The 18,734-nt window shown below is 48.0% G+C and carries 15 protein-coding genes; all 15 read left to right on the top strand.

Features of this window, described 5'->3' with window-relative positions; translation table 11 throughout:
- The 15 genes from J4645_RS09110 to J4645_RS09040 all read left to right on the top strand — a co-directional run bounded on the left by J4645_RS09110 (nt 1) and on the right by J4645_RS09040 (nt 18,734).
- On the top strand, nt 1–474 hold the full coding sequence (locus J4645_RS09110) for a GDP-mannose mannosyl hydrolase (RefSeq protein WP_001530314.1): 474 nt from the start codon (nt 1–3) through the stop codon (nt 472–474).
- Complete coding sequence (wcaI, locus tag J4645_RS09105; protein WP_000699646.1) at nt 471–1,694, top strand: colanic acid biosynthesis fucosyltransferase WcaI; 1,224 nt, start codon at nt 471–473, stop codon at nt 1,692–1,694. The genes J4645_RS09110 and wcaI overlap by 4 nt, the downstream gene beginning before the upstream one ends.
- The gene (cpsB, locus tag J4645_RS09100; protein ID WP_000605953.1) at nt 1,691–3,133 is read left to right on the top strand and encodes a mannose-1-phosphate guanyltransferase; all 1,443 of its coding nucleotides are present in this window, start codon (nt 1,691–1,693) and stop codon (nt 3,131–3,133) included. The genes wcaI and cpsB overlap by 4 nt, the downstream gene beginning before the upstream one ends.
- Before the next feature lie 110 nt (nt 3,134–3,243).
- On the top strand, nt 3,244–4,614 hold the full coding sequence (gene cpsG, locus J4645_RS09095; RefSeq protein ID WP_208208952.1) for a colanic acid biosynthesis phosphomannomutase CpsG: 1,371 nt from the start codon (nt 3,244–3,246) through the stop codon (nt 4,612–4,614).
- A gap of 53 nt (nt 4,615–4,667) precedes the next feature.
- A complete protein-coding gene (gene wcaJ / locus J4645_RS09090) occupies nt 4,668–6,062 on the top strand; it encodes an undecaprenyl-phosphate glucose phosphotransferase (RefSeq protein WP_000183163.1) in 1,395 nt (464 codons plus the stop codon).
- 132 nt (nt 6,063–6,194) lie between these two features.
- On the top strand, nt 6,195–7,673 hold the full coding sequence (gene wzxC, locus J4645_RS09085) for a colanic acid undecaprenyl disphosphate flippase WzxC (RefSeq protein ID WP_000058682.1): 1,479 nt from the start codon (nt 6,195–6,197) through the stop codon (nt 7,671–7,673).
- Between the two features lie 21 nt (nt 7,674–7,694).
- Nucleotides 7,695–8,975, top strand: coding sequence for a colanic acid biosynthesis pyruvyl transferase WcaK (gene wcaK, locus J4645_RS09080; protein ID WP_001528379.1), 1,281 nt, complete (start codon nt 7,695–7,697; stop codon nt 8,973–8,975).
- Nucleotides 8,972–10,192 (top strand): colanic acid biosynthesis glycosyltransferase WcaL, encoded by a 1,221-nt coding sequence (gene wcaL / locus J4645_RS09075; RefSeq protein ID WP_023215230.1) that lies wholly within the window; start codon nt 8,972–8,974, stop codon nt 10,190–10,192. The genes wcaK and wcaL overlap by 4 nt, the downstream gene beginning before the upstream one ends.
- Nucleotides 10,193–10,202: 10 nt before the next feature.
- Entirely contained in the window at nt 10,203–11,606 is a 1,404-nt protein-coding gene (gene wcaM / locus J4645_RS09070; protein WP_023377086.1) for a colanic acid biosynthesis protein WcaM, read from the top strand.
- 177 nt (nt 11,607–11,783) lie between these two features.
- Entirely contained in the window at nt 11,784–12,677 is an 894-nt protein-coding gene (gene galF, locus J4645_RS09065; protein ID WP_000981469.1) for a GalU regulator GalF, read from the top strand.
- Between the two features lie 384 nt (nt 12,678–13,061).
- Nucleotides 13,062–14,141, top strand: coding sequence for an EpsG family protein (locus tag J4645_RS09060; protein ID WP_000642134.1), 1,080 nt, complete (start codon nt 13,062–13,064; stop codon nt 14,139–14,141).
- Nucleotides 14,141–15,142: a glycosyltransferase family 1 protein gene (locus J4645_RS09055; RefSeq protein ID WP_000924686.1), complete on the top strand. Its 1,002-nt coding sequence runs from the start codon at nt 14,141–14,143 to the stop codon at nt 15,140–15,142. Before J4645_RS09060 ends, J4645_RS09055 begins: the two co-directional genes overlap by 1 nt.
- Nucleotides 15,126–16,133, top strand: a complete 1,008-nt coding sequence (locus J4645_RS09050; RefSeq protein WP_001536394.1) for a glycosyltransferase — start codon at nt 15,126–15,128, stop codon at nt 16,131–16,133. Before J4645_RS09055 ends, J4645_RS09050 begins: the two co-directional genes overlap by 17 nt.
- Entirely contained in the window at nt 16,120–17,319 is a 1,200-nt protein-coding gene (locus J4645_RS09045) for a glycosyltransferase (protein ID WP_000415709.1), read from the top strand. Before J4645_RS09050 ends, J4645_RS09045 begins: the two co-directional genes overlap by 14 nt.
- Complete coding sequence (locus J4645_RS09040; protein WP_000632420.1) at nt 17,316–18,734, top strand: mannose-1-phosphate guanylyltransferase/mannose-6-phosphate isomerase; 1,419 nt, start codon at nt 17,316–17,318, stop codon at nt 18,732–18,734. The genes J4645_RS09045 and J4645_RS09040 overlap by 4 nt, the downstream gene beginning before the upstream one ends.

Here is an 18,734-nt window from a genome sequence, read left to right as displayed (position 1 = left end):
ATGTTTTTACGTCAGGAAGATTTCGCCGCCGTGGTGCGGGCGACGCCCCTCATCTCCCTCGATTTCATTGTGGAAAACGGCCAGGGGGAAATTTTACTGGGCCAGCGTCTCAACCGTCCGGCGCAGGGCTACTGGTTTGTGCCGGGGGGGCGGGTGTGCAAAGACGAAACGCTGGAGGCCGCCTTTGCACGCCTGACGCAGGCGGAACTGGGCGTGCGTCTGCCGCTGGCGGCAGGGACGTTTTATGGCGTCTGGCAGCACTTCTATGACGACAACTTTTCCGGTGAGGATTTTTCAACTCACTACATCGTGCTCGGCTTTCGTCTGCGCGTGGCGGAGAGCGATTTACGCCTGCCTGAGACCCAGCATGGCAGTTACCGCTGGCTGACGCCGGAACAGCTTCTGGCAAGCGATAATGTTCATGAGAACAGTCGGGCCTACTTCCTTCCTGACGCGCCGGCGGTGGGCCTATGAAGATCCTGGTCTATGGCATTAACTATTCGCCGGAACTGACCGGTATCGGCAAATATACCGGCGAAATGGTGGCGTGGATGGCGCGGGAAGGCCATGAGGTGCGGGTCATTACTGCGCCGCCGTACTACCCGCAGTGGAAGGTCGGCGAGCGCTATTCCGCCTGGCGCTATCGCCGGGAAGAGGGCGAGGCTACCGTCTGGCGCTGCCCGCTGTATGTGCCGAAACAGCCCTCCACCTTAAAACGGTTGCTTCATCTGGGGAGCTTTGCATTGAGCAGTTTTTTCCCACTGATGGCGCAGCGTCGCTGGAAGCCGGATCGGATTATCGGCGTTGTACCGACGCTCTTTTGTACGCCGGGAATGCGTCTGCTGGCGACACTCTCCGGCGCGCGTACCGTACTGCATATTCAGGATTACGAAGCGGACGCCATGCTCGGCTTAGGAATGGCGGGAAAAGGCAAGCGCGGCAGCGTAGCGCGGTTAGCGACGGCCTTTGAACGCAGCGCGCTGCGTAACGTTGATAATGTTTCGACCATCTCTCGCTCCATGATGAATAAAGCGCGGGAAAAGGGCGTCGCGGCGGAAAAAATCCTCTTTTTTCCGAACTGGTCGGAAGTGGCGCGCTTTCAGGACGTTAATGACGCTGACGTGACGGCTTTGCGTCAGCAGCTTGGCTTGCCAGAGGGTAAAAAAATCGTGCTCTATTCCGGCAATATCGGCGAAAAGCAAGGGCTGGAAAAGGTGATAGACGCCGCGGAACGATTACGCGATCGACCGCTGATTTTCGCGATTGTCGGCCAGGGGGGCGGCAAGGCGCGGCTGGAGAACATGGCCCGCGAACGCGGCCTGCCAAATATTAAATTCCTCCCGCTGCAGCCTTACGACGCCTTACCCGCGCTGCTGAAAATGGGCGACTGCCATCTGGTGGTGCAAAAGCGCGGCGCGGCGGATGCGGTACTGCCCTCCAAGCTGACTAACATTCTGGCGGTCGGCGGCAATGCGGTAATTACCGCTGAGCCGCACACCGAATTAGGACAACTTTGCGCGCGTTATCCGGGCATCGCCGTTTGCGTGGAGCCGGAGTCAACCGACGCGCTGGTCGACGGGATTAGCCAGGCGCTCGCCATGCCGAAAAACAACACGACGGCACGTGAATACGCCGAACGCACGCTCAATAAAGAGAACGTGCTACGCCAATTTATTGCAGATATTCGGGGATGATAATGCGTCAGACAAAACTTTACCCGGTTGTGATGGCCGGTGGCTCCGGTAGCCGATTGTGGCCGCTTTCTCGCGTGCTTTATCCAAAACAGTTTTTGTGCCTGAAAGGCGATCTCACCATGCTGCAAACCACCATTTGCCGTCTGAACGGCGTGGAGTGCGAAAGCCCGGTGGTTATCTGCAACGAACAGCACCGTTTTATCGTTGCCGAACAGCTCCGCCAGCTCAATAAGCTGACGGAGAACATTATTCTTGAGCCCGCCGGGCGCAATACCGCGCCGGCGATTGCGCTGGCGGCGCTGGCAGCGACGCGCCAGCATACGGACTGCGATCCGCTGATGCTGGTACTGGCGGCGGATCATGCGATCGCCAATGAAGAGGCCTTCCGCGACGCGGTGCGCGGCGCCATGCCCTATGCTTACGCGGGCAAACTGGTGACCTTCGGTATTGTGCCGGATCTGCCGGAAACCGGCTATGGCTATATCCGGCGCGGTGATGTCGTGCCGGGCGCGACGGATGCGGTGGCTTTTGAGGTGGCGCAGTTCGTTGAGAAGCCGGGGCTGGAAACCGCCCAGGCCTACGTCGCCAGCGGCGATTACTACTGGAACAGCGGCATGTTTCTGTTCCGCGCCGGACGCTATCTGGAAGAGCTGAAAAAGTTCCGCCCCGATATTCTGGCCGCTTGTGAACAGGCGATGCGCGGCGTCGATCCGGATCTTGACTTCATTCGTGTGGATGAAGAGGCCTTCCTCGCCTGTCCGGAAGAGTCCATTGACTACGCGGTGATGGAGCGGACGGCGGACGCGGTGGTGATGCCAATGGACGCGGGCTGGAGCGATGTCGGCTCGTGGTCCTCGCTGTGGGAAATCAGCGCCCACACCCCGGAGGGAAATGTCCACCACGGCGACGTCATCAGCCATAAAACGGAAAACAGCTACGTTTACGCCGAATCCGGCCTGGTGACCACCGTCGGTGTGAAGGATCTGGTGGTGGTGCAGACCAAAGACGCCGTGCTGATTGCCGATCGCCACGCGGTGCAGGACGTGAAAAAGGTGGTGGAGAAGATCAAGGCCGACGGACGCCATGAGCACCACATGCACCGCGAGGTTTACCGCCCGTGGGGCAAATACGACTCCATCGACGCGGGCGAGCGCTATCAGGTGAAGCGCATTACCGTCAAGCCGGGGGAAGGACTGTCGGTACAGATGCACCATCACCGCGCCGAGCACTGGGTGGTGGTGGCAGGGACCGCCAGAGTCACCATCAACGGCGAGGTTAAGCTGCTCGGTGAAAACGAGTCCATCTATATTCCGCTGGGGGCGACCCACTGCCTGGAAAATCCGGGAAAAATACCGCTCGATTTAATTGAAGTGCGTTCCGGCTCGTATCTCGAAGAGGACGACGTGGTGCGGTTCGAGGACCGTTACGGGCGGGTCTGACGCCTGCAATGGTGCCCGGTAAGCGCAACGCGCCATCCGGCAATGAACAACAATAACGATGCTGGCCATTTACGGTCAGGGCTAACTGTTGCCTGAAGAAGGGTAAGAACATGACAAAATTAACCTGTTTCAAGGCCTACGACATTCGCGGCAGGCTGGGCGAAGAGCTCAATGAAGATATCGCGTGGCGGATTGGCCGCGCTTACGGCGAATATTTAAAACCGAAAACCATCGTGCTGGGCGGCGACGTGCGCCTGACCAGCGAGGCGCTGAAGCTGGCGCTGGCGAAAGGGTTACAGGACGCGGGCGTCGACGTGCTGGATATCGGTATGTCCGGCACCGAAGAGATTTACTTCGCCACCTTCCACCTCGGCGTGGACGGCGGTATTGAAGTGACCGCCAGCCATAACCCGATGGACTACAACGGTATGAAGCTGGTGCGCGAGGGCGCCCGCCCGATAAGCGGCGACACCGGTCTGCGCGACGTTCAGCGTCTGGCGGAAGCGGGCGATTTCCCGCCGGTGAACGACGCCGCGCGCGGCAGCTACAGACAAATCAGCCTGCGCGACGCCTACATCGACCACCTGCTCGCCTACATCAGTGTTAACAATCTCACCCCGCTGAAGCTGGTGGTGAATTCCGGCAACGGGGCGGCGGGGCCGGTCATTGACGCCATCGAAGCGCGTCTGAAGGCGCTGGGCGCGCCGGTGGAGTTCATCAAAATCCACAACACCCCGGACGGCACCTTCCCGAACGGCATTCCCAACCCGTTGCTGCCGGAGTGTCGCGACGACACCCGCAAGGCCGTTATTGAACACGTGGCGGACATGGGCATCGCCTTTGACGGCGACTTCGACCGCTGCTTCCTGTTCGATGAGAAAGGGCAGTTTATCGAGGGGTACTACATCGTCGGGCTGCTGGCGGAAGCGTTTCTGGAAAAACACCCGGGGGCGAAGATTATCCACGACCCGCGCCTGACCTGGAACACGGAGGCAGTGGTGACGGCGGCGGGCGGGACGCCGGTGATGTCAAAAACCGGGCACGCCTTTATCAAGGAGCGGATGCGTACGGAGGATGCCATTTATGGCGGGGAAATGAGCGCGCATCACTATTTTCGTGATTTTGCCTACTGTGACAGCGGAATGATCCCGTGGCTGCTGGTGGCGGAGCTGGTGTGCCTGAAGGGACAGTCGCTGGGTGAACTGGTCCGCGACCGGATGGCGGCGTTCCCGGCGAGCGGGGAAATCAACAGCAGGCTGGCGGAGCCGGCAGCGGCCATCGCGCGGGTGGAAGCGCACTTCGCGGAAGAGGCGCAGGCGGTGGACCGCACGGACGGACTCAGCATGTCGTTCGCCGACTGGCGTTTCAACCTGCGCTCGTCGAACACCGAACCGGTGGTGCGCCTGAATGTGGAGTCACGCGGCGATATTCCGCTGATGGAAGCGCGAACACGCACTCTGCTGGCGCTGCTGAATCAGTAACGTCAGATCTCCCCTTACCGCCTGCGGGTAAGGGGCCAATCACAGGAACAACGATGACAAATCTAAAAAAGCGCGAACGAGCCAAAACCAATGCATCGTTAATCTCTATGGTGCAACGCTTTTCAGATATCACCATCATGTTTGGCGGGCTGTGGTTCATCTGTGAAGTCAGTGGACTGCCATTCCTGTACATGCACCTGTTGGTGGCGCTGATTACGCTGGTTGTTTTTCAAATGCTGGGCGGGATGACCGATTTTTATCGCTCCTGGCGCGGCGTCAAAATGTCGACAGAGTTAACGCTGTTACTGCAAAACTGGACGCTGAGCCTGATCTTCAGCGCCGGTCTGGTGGCGTTTAATGATGACTTTGACAACCGCCTCGCCACCTGGCTGGCCTGGTATGCGCTGTCCAGCCTGGGCTTAGTGTTATGCCGTTCATTTATTCGTTTTGGCGCGGGCTGGCTACGCAATCGTGGTTATAACACTCGCCGGGTCGCCGTCGCCGGAGATTTGCCTGCGGGCCAGGCGTTGCTGGATAGTTTCCGTAATGAGCCGTGGCTGGGTTTTGAGGTGGTGGGCGTCTATCACGATCCCAAACCGGGCGGCGTCTCTGCTGACTGGGCCGGGAACTTCGAGCAGTTAATTGACGATGCGAAAGCCTCGCGAATTCACAATGTTTATATCGCCATGTCAATGAGCGACGGCGCCATGGTGAAAAAACTGGTGCGCGAGCTGGCCGACACCACCTGCTCGGTGATCCTTATTCCCGATGTGTTCACCTTTAATATTCTCCACTCGCGCGTGGAGGAGATGAGCGGCGTTCCGGTCGTTCCGCTGTATGACACGCCGCTGTCAGGGATTAACCGTCTGCTTAAACGGGCAGAGGATATCGTGCTGGCGTCGCTGATTCTGCTGCTCATCTCACCGGTACTGTGCTGCATTGCGCTGGCGGTCAAATTGAGCTCGCCCGGGCCGGTGATTTTCCGTCAGACGCGCTACGGGATGGACGGCAAGCCGATCAAGGTCTGGAAGTTCCGCTCAATGAAGGTAATGGAGAACGATAAGGTCGTTACCCAGGCGACGCAAAACGATCCGCGCGTCACCCGGGTAGGTAACTTTTTGCGTCGTACCTCGCTGGATGAATTACCGCAGTTTATCAACGTGTTAACCGGCGGGATGTCCATCGTCGGTCCTCGCCCGCACGCGGTGGCGCATAACGAACAGTATCGTCAGTTGATTGAAGGTTACATGCTACGCCACAAGATGAAGCCGGGCATCACCGGCTGGGCGCAAATTAATGGCTGGCGCGGTGAAACCGATACGCTGGAGAAAATGGAAAAACGCGTGGAATTCGACCTGGAATACATCCGCGAATGGAGTATTTGGTTCGATATCAAAATCGTTTTTCTGACGATTTTTAAAGGGTTTGTTAATAAAGCGGCGTATTAAGAACCTGACCCACAAGGCTATTTTACTTGCCATATTGAACCAGGGCAGCGTGTACGCTCCGGTTTTCCCGCGCTGTCCGTGTTCAATCTGGCTGCGCCAATGACGCCTTGTGAACAGGTTCTGGAGAAAAGAATGAGTTTACGACAAAAAACGATCAGCGGCGCTAAATGGTCGGCTATCGCCACGATAGTGATTATCGGTCTGGGGTTAATTCAAATGACGGTGCTGGCGCGGATCATCGACAACCACCAGTTTGGCCTGTTGACCGTCTCGCTGGTGATTATCGCGCTGGCCGACACGATCTCGGACTTTGGCATCGCGAACTCGATTATCCAGCGTAAAACGATTGGGCATCTGGAGCTGACCACGCTTTACTGGCTAAACGTTGGGCTTGGGATTGTGGTATTTGCGGTGGTCTTTTGGCTGAGCGATGCGATTGCCCATGTTTTGCATAACCCGGATCTCGCGCCGTTAATCAAAACGTTGTCGCTGGCGTTTATCGTGATCCCTCACGGGCAGCAGTTCCGCGCGCTGATGCAAAAAGAGCTGGAGTTCAATAAGATCGGCATGATCGAAACGACCTCCGTGCTGGCGGGGTTCACCTTTACGGTGATTAGCGCCCATTACTGGCCGCTGGCGTTAACCGCGATTCTCGGCTATCTGGTGAACAGCGCGGTGCGAACGCTGCTGTTTGGTTACTTTGGCCGCAAGATTTACCGTCCGGGGCTGCATTTTTCGCTGGCATCGGTGTCCACGAACCTGCGTTTTGGCGCGTGGCTGACGGCGGACAGTATCGTCAATTACATCAACACGAATTTATCGACGCTGGTACTGGCGAGAATTCTCGGCGCAAGCGTCGCCGGCGGATATAACCTCGCGTACAACGTGGCGGTTGTGCCGCCGGCGAAGCTTAACCCCATCATTACTCGCGTGCTATTTCCGGCATTCGCCAAAATCCAGGACGATACCGAGAAGCTGCGCGTCAACTTCTATAAGTTGCTTTCCGTGGTGGGAATTATCAATTTTCCCGCGCTGTTGGGCCTGATGGTAGTGGCGAACAATTTTGTGCCGTTAGTGTTTGGTGAGAAGTGGAACAGCATTATCCCGATCCTGCAATTGCTGTGCGTGGTGGGGCTGTTGCGCTCGGTCGGCAACCCGATTGGTTCGCTGCTGATGGCGAAAGCGCGCGTGGATATCAGCTTTAAATTCAACGTCTTTAAAACGTTTCTGTTTATCCCGGCAATTCTCATTGGCGGCCATCTGGCGGGGGCGATTGGCGTGACGCTGGGGTTCCTGGTGGTGCAAATCATCAACACTATTCTGAGCTATTTCGTGATGATTAAGCCGGTACTCGGCTCCAGCTATCGTCAGTATATTCTCAGCCTGTGGCTACCGTTTTATCTCTCATTGCCAACATTTATTACCAGCTACGGCGCAGGAAAGCTGGTCGACGGCTATTTACCGTTGTCAGGGGTATTTGCGCTACAGGTCATGGTCGGTATTTTGAGTTTTATTTTAATGATTATTTTTTCACGCAATGCGCTGGTGATGGAAATTAAAAATCAGCTTGTTGGCAGTGCAAAAATGAAAAAGTTATTACGTGTCGGATGACGGGGATATAAGAGGCTATTTATGAAATTATTAATTTTAGGCAACCACACATGCGGCAACCGTGGTGATAGCGCCATTATGCGCGGTTTGCTTGATGCCATCCGTCAACAGGCGCCAGAGGCGGAGATGGATGTGATGAGCCGTTTCCCGGTGAGTTCCGCCTGGTTGCAGGGGCGCCCGATTATTGCCGACCCGCTGTATCAGTTAAGTCAGAAACAGCAGGCGGCGGCAGGGCTTAACGGTCGGGTGAAAAAAGTATTACGTCGTCGTTTTCAGCATAAAATTTTATTGTCTAAAGTCGCCCAGGAAGGATCGCTGCGTAATTTTGCTATCGCGCCGGAATTTGCCGAATTCGCGCAATTTATTGCGCAGTATGACGCCGTCATTCAGGTGGGCGGTTCAAACTATGTCGACTTATACGGTTTGACTCACTTTGAATATCCGCTGTGCGCGTTTATGGCGAACAAACCAATTTATATGGTGGGACATAGCGTCGGCCCTTTCCAGAATCCTGACTTTAACCAGCTCGCCAATTATGTTTTTGGGCGCACCAGTGCGCTGATCCTGCGTGAAACCGTCAGCCGCGATCTAATGACCGCCGCGCAGATCGATACCCGGAAAGTGGAACAGGGGGTGGATACCGCCTGGTTAGTCGAACGCCGTCACGACGAGTTTGTCGCCAGTTATGCTGTGCAGCACTGGCTGGACGTCACCGCGCGCCGCAAAACCGTCGCGATTACGTTGCGCGATCTGGAGCCGTTTGATAAACGCCTGGGCACCACTCAGCAGGCCTATGAGCAGGCTTTTGCCCAGGTTGTGAATCGCCTGATTGCGGACGGTTATCAGGTACTGGCGCTGTCGACCTGCACCAGTATCGATCGCTATAACCGCGATGACCGGATGGTTGCGTTACGGATGGCGAAGTATGTAAACGACTCAGAGCATTTCCATATCGCGATGGACGAACTCAATGACGTGGAAATCGGAAAGATCCTCGCATCCTGCGTACTGACTATCGGGACGCGCCTGCATTCCGCCATTATCTCCATGAATTTTGGCACGCCCGCTATCGCCATTAATTATGAACATAAATCCGCCGGGATTATGCAGCAGCTAGGCCTGGCGGAATTGGCTATCGATATCCGTCACTTGCTGAACGGTTCATTACAAAGCGTGGTGGCCGATACGCTCAATCAATTGCCTGCGCTAAAGGCAAAAGTGGCTAATGCCGTCACCGAGGAGCGGGGGAAAGGGTTCACGATGATCAAATCCGTTCTCGACAGAATTCGGGAGGCGCAATGAAAGTCAGCTTTTTTCTGCTGAAATTTCCACTCTCATCGGAAACCTTTGTGCTGAATCAGATTACTGCGTTTGTTGATATGGGCCATGAGGTGGAGATTGTCGCGTTACAAAAAGGCGATACCCAACATACTCACGCCGCCTGGGAGAAGTATGGCCTGGCGGCGAAAACCCGCTGGTTACAGGATGAGCCCCAGGGACGGCTGGCGAAACTGCGCTACCGGGCATGTAAAACGCTGCCGGGGCTGCATCGGGCGGCGACCTGGAAAGCGCTCAATTTTACCCGCTATGGCGATGAATCACGCAATTTGATCCTTTCCGCGATTTGCGCGCAGGTGAGCCACCCTTTTGTGGCGGATGTGTTTATCGCGCACTTTGGTCCGGCGGGCGTGACGGCGGCCAAACTACGCGAACTGGGCGTGCTTCGCGGCAAAATCGCGACTATTTTCCACGGGATTGATATTTCCAGCCGCGAAGTGCTCAGTCATTACACGCCGGAGTATCAGCAGTTGTTTCGTCGTGGCGATCTGATGCTGCCCATCAGCGATCTGTGGGCCGGTCGCCTGAAAAGTATGGGCTGCCCGCCGGAAAAGATTGCCGTTTCGCGCATGGGCGTCGACATGACGCGTTTTTCCCATCGTCCGGTGAAAGCGCCAGGGATGCCGCTGGAGATGATTTCCGTCGCGCGCCTGACCGAGAAAAAAGGACTGCATGTGGCGATTGAAGCCTGTCGGCAACTGAAAGCGCAGGGCGTGGCGTTTCGCTACCGCATTCTGGGGATTGGCCCGTGGGAACGTCGGCTGCGCACGCTCATCGAGCAGTATCAGTTAGAGGATGTCATTGAGATGCCGGGGTTTAAACCGAGCCATGAAGTGAAGGCGATGCTGGATGACGCCGACGTTTTTTTGCTGCCGTCGATTACCGGTACGGATGGCGATATGGAAGGTATTCCGGTAGCGCTGATGGAGGCGATGGCGGTAGGGATTCCCGTGGTATCTACCGTGCATAGCGGTATTCCGGAACTGGTGGAGGCCGGCAAATCCGGCTGGCTGGTGCCGGAACACGATGCGCAGGCGCTGGCGGCCCGACTCGCTGAGTTCAGCCGGATTGACCACGACACGCTGGAGTCGGTGATCACGCGCGCCCGTGAAAAAGTGGCGCAAGATTTTAATCAGCAGGCGATTAATCGCCAGTTAGCCAGCCTGCTACAAACAATATAAACGAGGTGGTATGCCCGTGAATAAGTTCTCCCGACGTACCCTCCTGACGGCAGGTTCCGCGCTTGCTGTTCTTCCTTTTTTGCGCGCCTTGCCGGTACAGGCGCGTGAACCTCGCCAGACCGTCGATATTAAGGATTATCCGGCGGATGACGGTATCGCCTCATTCAAACAGGCCTTCGGCGACGGGCAGACCGTGGTCGTACCGCCAGGATGGGTGTGTGAAAATATCAATGCGGCGATAACGATTCCGGCGGGAAAAACGCTGCGGGTACAGGGCGCGGTGCGTGGGAATGGCCGGGGACGGTTTATTTTGCTAGACGGGTGTCAGGTGGTGGGGGAGCAGGGCGGCAGTCTGCACAATGTGACGCTGGATGTTCGCGGGTCGGACTGTGTGATTAAAGGCGTGACGATGAGCGGCTTTGGCCCCGTCGCGCAAATTTTCATTGGCGGTAAGGAACCGCAGGTGATGCGTAATCTCATTATCGATGACATCACCGTTACCCACGCCAACTACGCCATTCTCCGCCAGGGATTTCATAACCAAATGGACGGCGCGCGGATTACGCATAGCCGCTTTAGCGATTTGCAGGGGGACGCCATTGAGTGGAATGTCGCGATTCACGACCGCGATATCCTGATTTCCGATCATGTCATCGAACGCATTGATTGTACCAATGGCAAAATCAACTGGGGGATCGGCATCGGGCTGGCGGGTAGCACCTATGACAATAGTTATCCTGAAGACCAGGCAGTAAAAAACTTTGTGGTGGCCAATATTACCGGATCTGATTGCCGGCAGCTGGTGCACGTAGAAAATGGCAAACATTTCGTCATTCGCAATGTGAAAGCCAAAAACATCACGCCCGATTTCAGTAAAAATGCGGGTATTGATAACGCAACGATCGCAATTTATGGCTGTGATAATTTCGTCATTGATAATATTGATATGACGAATAGTGCCGGGATGCTCATCGGCTATGGCGTCGTTAAAGGAAAATACCTGTCAATTCCGCAAAACTTTAAATTAAACGCTATTCGGTTGGATAATCGCCAGGTTGCTTATAAATTACGCGGCATTCAAATTTCCTCCGGTAACGCCCCCTCTTTTGTCGCCATCACCAATGTACAGATGACGCGTGCTACGCTGGAACTGCATAATCAACCGCAGCACCTCTTTCTGCGTAATATCAACGTGATGCAAACTTCAGCGATTGGCCCGGCGTTAAAAATGCATTTCGATTTGCGTAAAGATGTCCGTGGTCAATTTATGGCCCGCCAGGACACGCTGCTTTCTCTCGCTAATGTTCATGCCATCAATGAAGACGGGCAGAGTTCCGTGGATATCGACAGGATTAATCACCAAACCGTGAATGTCGAAGCAGTGAATTTTCCGCTGCCGAAGCGGGGAGGATAAGTACCACTATTTTTACGAAAATTCCTGGGAAAAAGTTGTTCATACTTAATGTTATGGTGCCGACTAAGACGTAATGTAGAGCGTGCCATCATTATCCCTGGCAGCAGAGTAATTCATGCTGGCGAAAACAAGCTAAAGAGCTATAATTCAGCAACCATTTTACAGGTGGAAGAAACAATGATGAATTTGAAAGCAGTTATACCGGTAGCGGGTTTGGGTATGCATATGTTGCCTGCCACCAAGGCAATCCCAAAAGAGATGCTACCGATCGTCGACAAGCCAATGATTCAGTACATTGTCGATGAGATTGTGGCTGCAGGGATCAAAGAAATCGTACTGGTGACTCACGCGTCTAAAAACGCCGTTGAGAACCACTTCGACACCTCTTATGAACTTGAATCACTTCTTGAGCAGCGCGTTAAGCGTCAGCTTTTGGCGGAAGTGCAATCTATCTGCCCACCGGGCGTAACGATTATGAACGTGCGCCAGGCGCAGCCGTTAGGGCTGGGGCACTCTATTCTGTGCGCGCGTCCGGTTGTGGGCGATAACCCTTTCATTGTGGTACTCCCGGATATTATTATTGATGATGCTACCGCCGATCCGCTGCGCTATAACCTTGCGGCGATGGTGGCGCGTTTCAATGAAACGGGTCGCAGCCAGGTGCTGGCGAAACGCATGAAAGGTGATTTATCGGAGTATTCCGTTATCCAGACGAAAGAACCTCTTGATAATGAAGGCAAAGTCAGCCGGATTGTGGAGTTTATCGAAAAACCGGATCAGCCGCAGACGCTGGATTCCGATCTGATGGCGGTGGGCCGTTATGTGCTTTCAGCCGACATCTGGGCGGAACTGGAAAGAACCGAACCGGGCGCCTGGGGCCGCATCCAGCTCACCGATGCCATTGCTGAACTGGCGAAAAAACAGTCGGTTGACGCGATGCTAATGACGGGTGACAGCTATGACTGCGGTAAAAAAATGGGCTACATGCAGGCATTTGTGAAGTACGGGCTGCGCAACCTGAAAGAAGGAGCGAAGTTCCGTAAGAGCATAGAGCAGCTTCTGCATGAATAAGTATTAACAACCATGATAAATGGTTGGTGATAAACATAATAACGGCAGTGAACATTCGAAGCGGCAAATTGGCTGAAACGAGTGTTGACTGCCGTTTTAGTTTTGTATAAAGGGCTTAAGTAACAAGGGGTTATCTGGAGCATTTTAATGCTGATTTTATAAGATTAATCCTTGTTTCCGGATGCAATTAATAAGACAATTAGCGTTTAAGTTTTAGTGAGCTTTGCCCTGCTGGGCGAGGTTTGTAACAAGTCGATATGTACGCAGTGCACTGGTAGCTGATGAGCCAGGGGCGGTAGCGTGTCCTGAATAATTATAATATCGTATTTATAAAGATTATTTTTAGAAAACAATAAGAATAATTTTTTATTTGAGAGACTTAGCATGATATATTACATTTTTATTGTAATTTTTCCGTTCTTTTCATTTGTTAAGAATAAAAATATAAAAATTTACGCCTTGATGCTAAGTTTTTTATTTCTTGTCTCGTTTTGTTCTTTACGTTGGCAGACTGGTACTGATTGGCTCCCCTATTACGATGATTTCATGAGTCCAGGGAATCGACATGACTTTGAAATCGGGTATGTATTATACGTCAAATTAATAAGATATTTGACAGATAATTATACATTGTTTCTATTCACTACATCAATTATTCCTATCGCGTTAATATTCTGGGGATGCCTGAAAACACAAAAAAATATATCATTAACTATTCTGTCTGTTTGTGTTTTTTATAGTTATTATTATCTGGGGTCTTTTTTTGGGGCCGAAAGAAGAATTATTGCAATTGGGTTATCTTTTTTCGCTTTAATCCAATATAAAAGTAATAAAAAGGTGCAATCGCTTATTCTTATTCTATGTGCGTCGACATTTCATATCTCGTCTTTAGTTACCTTATCTGTTTTTTTAATCAATAAGTTATCTTTAAACTTATATAAAATATTACTTGTGCTTGGTGCCATTCTATCATTGCCTTTGTCACATTATTTATCAGATATAATTTCTTCCGTTATTAGTCTAATTCCTGTCGAAATTGTTCGCTATAAACTCACTGTTTATACTCAAAATGCACAAGAATATGGTTCCATAAGTATATCTGGAATTTTAAAAAGGGTGGTAATTTCTGCTATTTTTATTTACACATTATCTTTTGATATAAAAAATAATAAGGCAAATTTATTTTTGGTGAAAACATATTTATTTGGAACTATCATATATTTATTTTTATCTCCGATCTCAGCCATGTTCTCAGTAATTAGTATATATTTTACTATAGTCGAAATATTGTTGATTCCTGCAGTATTAGTGCGTGTAGGAATTTTTACACGGATTCCTGCTCTGATTTTTATAGTGATTTTTTATTTTGGCTATCAAGTTTACTCTATACTAGGGTCTTATCCTGAACTTTTCTATCCTTACATATCGGTATTTTCAGAAATTCAGCGTCAAGGTATTTACTAATGTTATTAATATATACGGGTTCGTATCCAGATGATAAATGTGGAGTAGGTGATTATGTTTATAATCTAAACCAAGAAATTAAAAAGAATTATACAGTTAACGTTGTCAAACTATCCTTATTCGAATTAATCTATAAAATAGTTTCTAATAGAAAAATTATTAAACTTATTAATATTCAATATCCATCGATTGGATTTTCGACAAACAAAATTGCGGCTTTTAAACCTCATGTTGCATTTATCTTAGCTAAGTTAGTTGGCTTAAAAACATCGATAACGCTACACGAATTTAGTAGTTTATCAAAGAGAGCTCAATATTTCCTAAAAATTTTTAAGCTTGCTGATTATATAATCTTTACAACTCAGTATGAGAAGAATATAGGTGAAAAAACATTATTTAATTCTGCAAAAACAAGACTAATTCCTATCGCATCTAACATACCTTCTTGCCAAAAGAAAGAAAAAAAATTTGATCTTGTTCATTTTGGTATAATTTCCAAAGGAAAGGGAATAGAAGAATTTATCTGGATTATTAAAGAACTTAATAAGAAAAATATTAAATTCCGCTCTGCCTTGATTGGTTATGTTCCTAGTGCTGACAATAGTTATGCCAATTTAATTATAGAACAGTGTACAGAACAAAAGTGCGAGTTACTTTTAAATAAATCAGCAGCCGAAATATCAAATCTGCTAGCTGAAACTGACATGGCTATATTACCATATCCCGATGGCATCTCAGAACGGAGAGGTACTGCCCTTGCTGCGATGATTAATCGAGTATTAGTATTTTCCCTAAGGGGGCAGTTTTCGTCTGAATTTGAAAATATTGCCGTATTAGGGAACGATAAAAATGATCTTTTGAGTAAGGTTTTATATTATATAAATAATACAGATAGCTTTGCCAAAATTAATGATAGTGCCTATGAGTACTCTGAAAAAAGAAATTGGCAGTCGATCGCTCAACTGTATATAGGACTAATAAACAATGATAGTAATAAATAATTATTTTAGTGGTGTTTTAAAAAGAGGAATACCGATTTATACTGAAGAGTTAGTTCTTCAAATGAAAAAGGACTCTATGCAAGTCTGTGAATTAACTTGTCCAAAAGTCCTATACCCTTTACCTGCTTTTATACATAATTTTTTATTCATATTCTATGAACAAATACTTACTCCGCTTATTGGACTTATATTAAAGTCAAAATTTAATATCTATCCATATAATAGTACATCAATTATAGACGCGTACTTGGGTAAATCAGTGGTTATTATTCATGATCTAATAAGCTTAAGAAAAAAGAACCATTCTTTATCCGCGAAATATGTGTCATATTGTATGCTCAAAGCATCACAATTAAAAGCCGATTATATATATATATCAAAAACAACTAAGCGTGTTATAGATAGCATTGAACTCTTTAAAAATTGTAAAGGCTATTATTTCCCAAACACATTTTTTCGTTTCGAGGAAATTGCGAAAAAAAATACGATTCTTGATCTTGGATATATATTATTGGTAACAGGGGTGGGTGATAATAAAGATCTCGATGGTGCTTTGAAATTATATTCATCTATTAGCAAGGATGAACGATTGCCGCTTAAAATATTAGGCTGTGGAAATGCCATAGAGAGGGTAAAAAAAATAATTGATGACCATAGAGTCCAAAGTGAAATTGAAGTTATTCCTTTCTTGGATCTTGATGATGTTGTAAGTCTTTATTGTAACTCTACCTTTATTTGGGCACATTCGAAATATGAGGGTTATGGAAGAGCTGTAGCAGAGGCTAAGTTGTCCCATAAAAAGATTTTATGTACACAAATATCAGCCTTTATGGAACAAAAAGATGAAAATGTATATCTTTATACTAATCAAAATGACTTTCACATCCAATATAAAGCTGTGTTAGCTAGCAAGTATAAAGATATCCATGGGCAATTGATAGAACATGAAATTTTTAAATCCCAACTCGAGTTTTTATATGGAAAAAAGTAAAATACTCATCCTCACCCCACGATTTCCGTATCCAGTGGTAGGAGGGGATAGGTTAAGGATATATCGCATTTGTAAGGAATTGTCTAAATACTACACATTAGATTTGCTAAGTCTATGCGATAGTATCGAAGACTTAAATTTTATAGTAAAAAATGATCACGTCTTTGATAAAATTTTCCGGATCTATCATCCTAAAATAAAAAGTTATTTTAATGTATTAAAAGCATTACCTGGTAGAAAACCACTTCAGATAGCTTATTATAAAAATACTGAATTTGAAAATAAACTTAATGAGATAATTGGGAATTATGATTTGACTCTTTCTCATCTCATTCGTGTTGGTGATTACACTTTAAATAAGCCTGGCTTGCATATTCTTGAAATGACTGATGCAATTTCCTTAAATTATTCGCGTATAAAAAAAGAAGCTCCGAAAAATTCTTTAAAAAGCATCATTTACTCTATCGAACAAGAGCGATTATTAAAATATGAAAAAGAAGTTTATGGCCGCTATTCACTCATATCGTTAATATCAGAGGTTGACAAAAAATTCCTTTTTGGGAATAGGAATGATAACATTTTGGTTTGTAATAATGGAGTTGATCTTGAGGATTATCCTTTTACAAAGAGAGTCATTGAAAATACCAATATAATTAATCTTATTTTTATTGGGAACTTGTGTTCATTCCAAAATTTTGACGGAGTGAAATGGTTCGTAAAAAATATTCTACCATCAATAAATAAAAATAATAACGGTAAGCAATATATTTTCCACATTTTAGGTAAAATAAACAAAAGTGATAAACTATATTTACAAGGTTTTGAAAATGTTGTGGTGAGTGGCAGCGTTACAAATATGGCTGATGCGGCTAAAATAGGACATATCGGAATTTGCCCAGTTCGGTTTGGTGCAGGTGTACAAAATAAAATATTAGAATATATGGCTCTTGGACTTCCAACTATCACATCCCGAATGGGTTATGAGGGTATAGAAGCAAATATTGGTGAAGAGATATTAATTGCTGATAATAGTGATGAGTACTTGAAGTCGTTAGAAACTTTGAGTGAAAATTCTGTATATCAAATGATTGCTAAGAATGCGCGAAATTTTGTTGCGGAGAAATTTAATTGGTCAACGCGTTTATCAGTTTTGGTGAAAAATATTGAGAGGTTAACAGGAAAATGATTACACCAATAATTATGGCTGGGGGAAATGGAAGTCGGTTATGGCCACTTTCTCGAACGTTATATCCTAAACAGTTTTTATGTTTAGATGGCTCTCAAAGTATGCTTCAGACCACAATTACGCGAATTAATAATTTGAATGCTTCAGATCCTATTGTTATTTGTAATGAGCAGCACAGGTTTATTGTTGCAGAACAGCTTAAAGAATTATCTAAATCATCTGGCGATATAATTTTAGAACCTGTTGGACGTAACACGGCCCCTGCAGTAGCCTTGGCAGCTTTAAAATGCCTTAAGAAAAACGCTTTACTGTTAGTATTGGCTGCTGACCATATAATTAAGGACGAAGAAACGTTTTGTAAGACTATACAAGACGCTAGAAAATATGCCGAAGCAGGAAAATTAGTTACGTTTGGTATTGTACCTACCATGCCAGAGACAGGTTATGGTTATATACGGCGTGGGCAAGCTCTTTTCTCTGCAGAAAATGATTGTTCTTTGGCGTTTAGGGTGGCTGAATTTGTCGAAAAACCCAATCTAGAAACGGCTCAGAGTTATCTTGATTCTGGTGAGTATTACTGGAACAGCGGTATGTTTTTATTTAGGGCAGATCGATATATTGAAGAGTTAAAAAAATTTCGCCCTGATATTTATAAAGCTTGCTCATTAGCGATGGAATCTGCTGTTACGGATCTCGATTTCATTCGAGTGGATGAAGATTCATTTTGCGCTTGCCCGGATGAATCAATTGATTATGCAGTGATGGAAAAGACGAATGACGCGGTTGTCGTACCTTTAAATGCGGGTTGGAGTGATGTCGGTTCGTGGTCTTCTCTTTGGGAGATAAGTGATAAAGATAGTAATGGTAATGTGACTAAAGGCGATGTATTAAGCCACAATGCAGATAATTGCTATCTCCATGCAGAAACGGGTTTGGTAACCGCTGTTGGTGTCAAAGATCTTATAGTCGTGCAAACGAAAGATGCCGTTTTAGTTGCAAACACAAACTGTGTTCAAGATGTTAAGAAAATTGTTGAGAAAATTAAATTAGAAAATCGTCATGAGCATATAACTCATCGGGAAGTTTATAGACCATGGGGTAAATACGATTCAATCGATTTCGGTGAGCGTTATCAGGTAAAGAGAATCACTGTAAAACCCGGAGAAGGAATTTCAGAGCAGCAACATTATCATCGCGCGGAACACTGGATTATCGTTGCAGGTACCGCAAAAATAACCATAAAAGGTGAAGTGAAAATTTTAACTGAAAATGAATCCGTATATATTCCTGTCGGTGTTAAGCACTGCCTTGAAAACCCAGGGAAAATTGCACTTGAACTTATTGAAGTAAGATCCGGCGCATATTTAGGGGAGGATGATATTGTTCGTTTTTCAGATAAGTATGGTCGTAATTAA

Source organism: Salmonella sp. 32082101201600294FB01SM01 (assembly GCF_017572865.1).
Taxonomy (GTDB): Bacteria; Pseudomonadota; Gammaproteobacteria; order Enterobacterales; family Enterobacteriaceae; genus Salmonella; species Salmonella enterica.
This window is presented reverse-complemented; position numbering and strand designations above follow the sequence as displayed.

Bases quoted from the DNA above. Each gene is read 5' to 3' on its own strand.
- J4645_RS09110 (WP_001530314.1), top strand. From the start codon at position 1: ATGTTTTTACGTCAGGAAGATTTCGCCGCCGTGGTGCGGGCGACGCCC.
- wcaI (WP_000699646.1), top strand. From the start codon at position 471: ATGAAGATCCTGGTCTATGGCATTAACTATTCGCCGGAACTGACCGGT.
- cpsB (WP_000605953.1), top strand. From the start codon at position 1,691: ATGATAATGCGTCAGACAAAACTTTACCCGGTTGTGATGGCCGGTGGC.
- cpsG (WP_208208952.1), top strand. From the start codon at position 3,244: ATGACAAAATTAACCTGTTTCAAGGCCTACGACATTCGCGGCAGGCTG.
- wcaJ (WP_000183163.1), top strand. From the start codon at position 4,668: ATGACAAATCTAAAAAAGCGCGAACGAGCCAAAACCAATGCATCGTTA.
- wzxC (WP_000058682.1), top strand. From the start codon at position 6,195: ATGAGTTTACGACAAAAAACGATCAGCGGCGCTAAATGGTCGGCTATC.
- wcaK (WP_001528379.1), top strand. From the start codon at position 7,695: ATGAAATTATTAATTTTAGGCAACCACACATGCGGCAACCGTGGTGAT.
- wcaL (WP_023215230.1), top strand. From the start codon at position 8,972: ATGAAAGTCAGCTTTTTTCTGCTGAAATTTCCACTCTCATCGGAAACC.
- wcaM (WP_023377086.1), top strand. From the start codon at position 10,203: ATGCCCGTGAATAAGTTCTCCCGACGTACCCTCCTGACGGCAGGTTCC.
- galF (WP_000981469.1), top strand. From the start codon at position 11,784: ATGATGAATTTGAAAGCAGTTATACCGGTAGCGGGTTTGGGTATGCAT.
- J4645_RS09060 (WP_000642134.1), top strand. From the start codon at position 13,062: ATGATATATTACATTTTTATTGTAATTTTTCCGTTCTTTTCATTTGTT.
- J4645_RS09055 (WP_000924686.1), top strand. From the start codon at position 14,141: ATGTTATTAATATATACGGGTTCGTATCCAGATGATAAATGTGGAGTA.
- J4645_RS09050 (WP_001536394.1), top strand. From the start codon at position 15,126: ATGATAGTAATAAATAATTATTTTAGTGGTGTTTTAAAAAGAGGAATA.
- J4645_RS09045 (WP_000415709.1), top strand. From the start codon at position 16,120: ATGGAAAAAAGTAAAATACTCATCCTCACCCCACGATTTCCGTATCCA.
- J4645_RS09040 (WP_000632420.1), top strand. From the start codon at position 17,316: ATGATTACACCAATAATTATGGCTGGGGGAAATGGAAGTCGGTTATGG.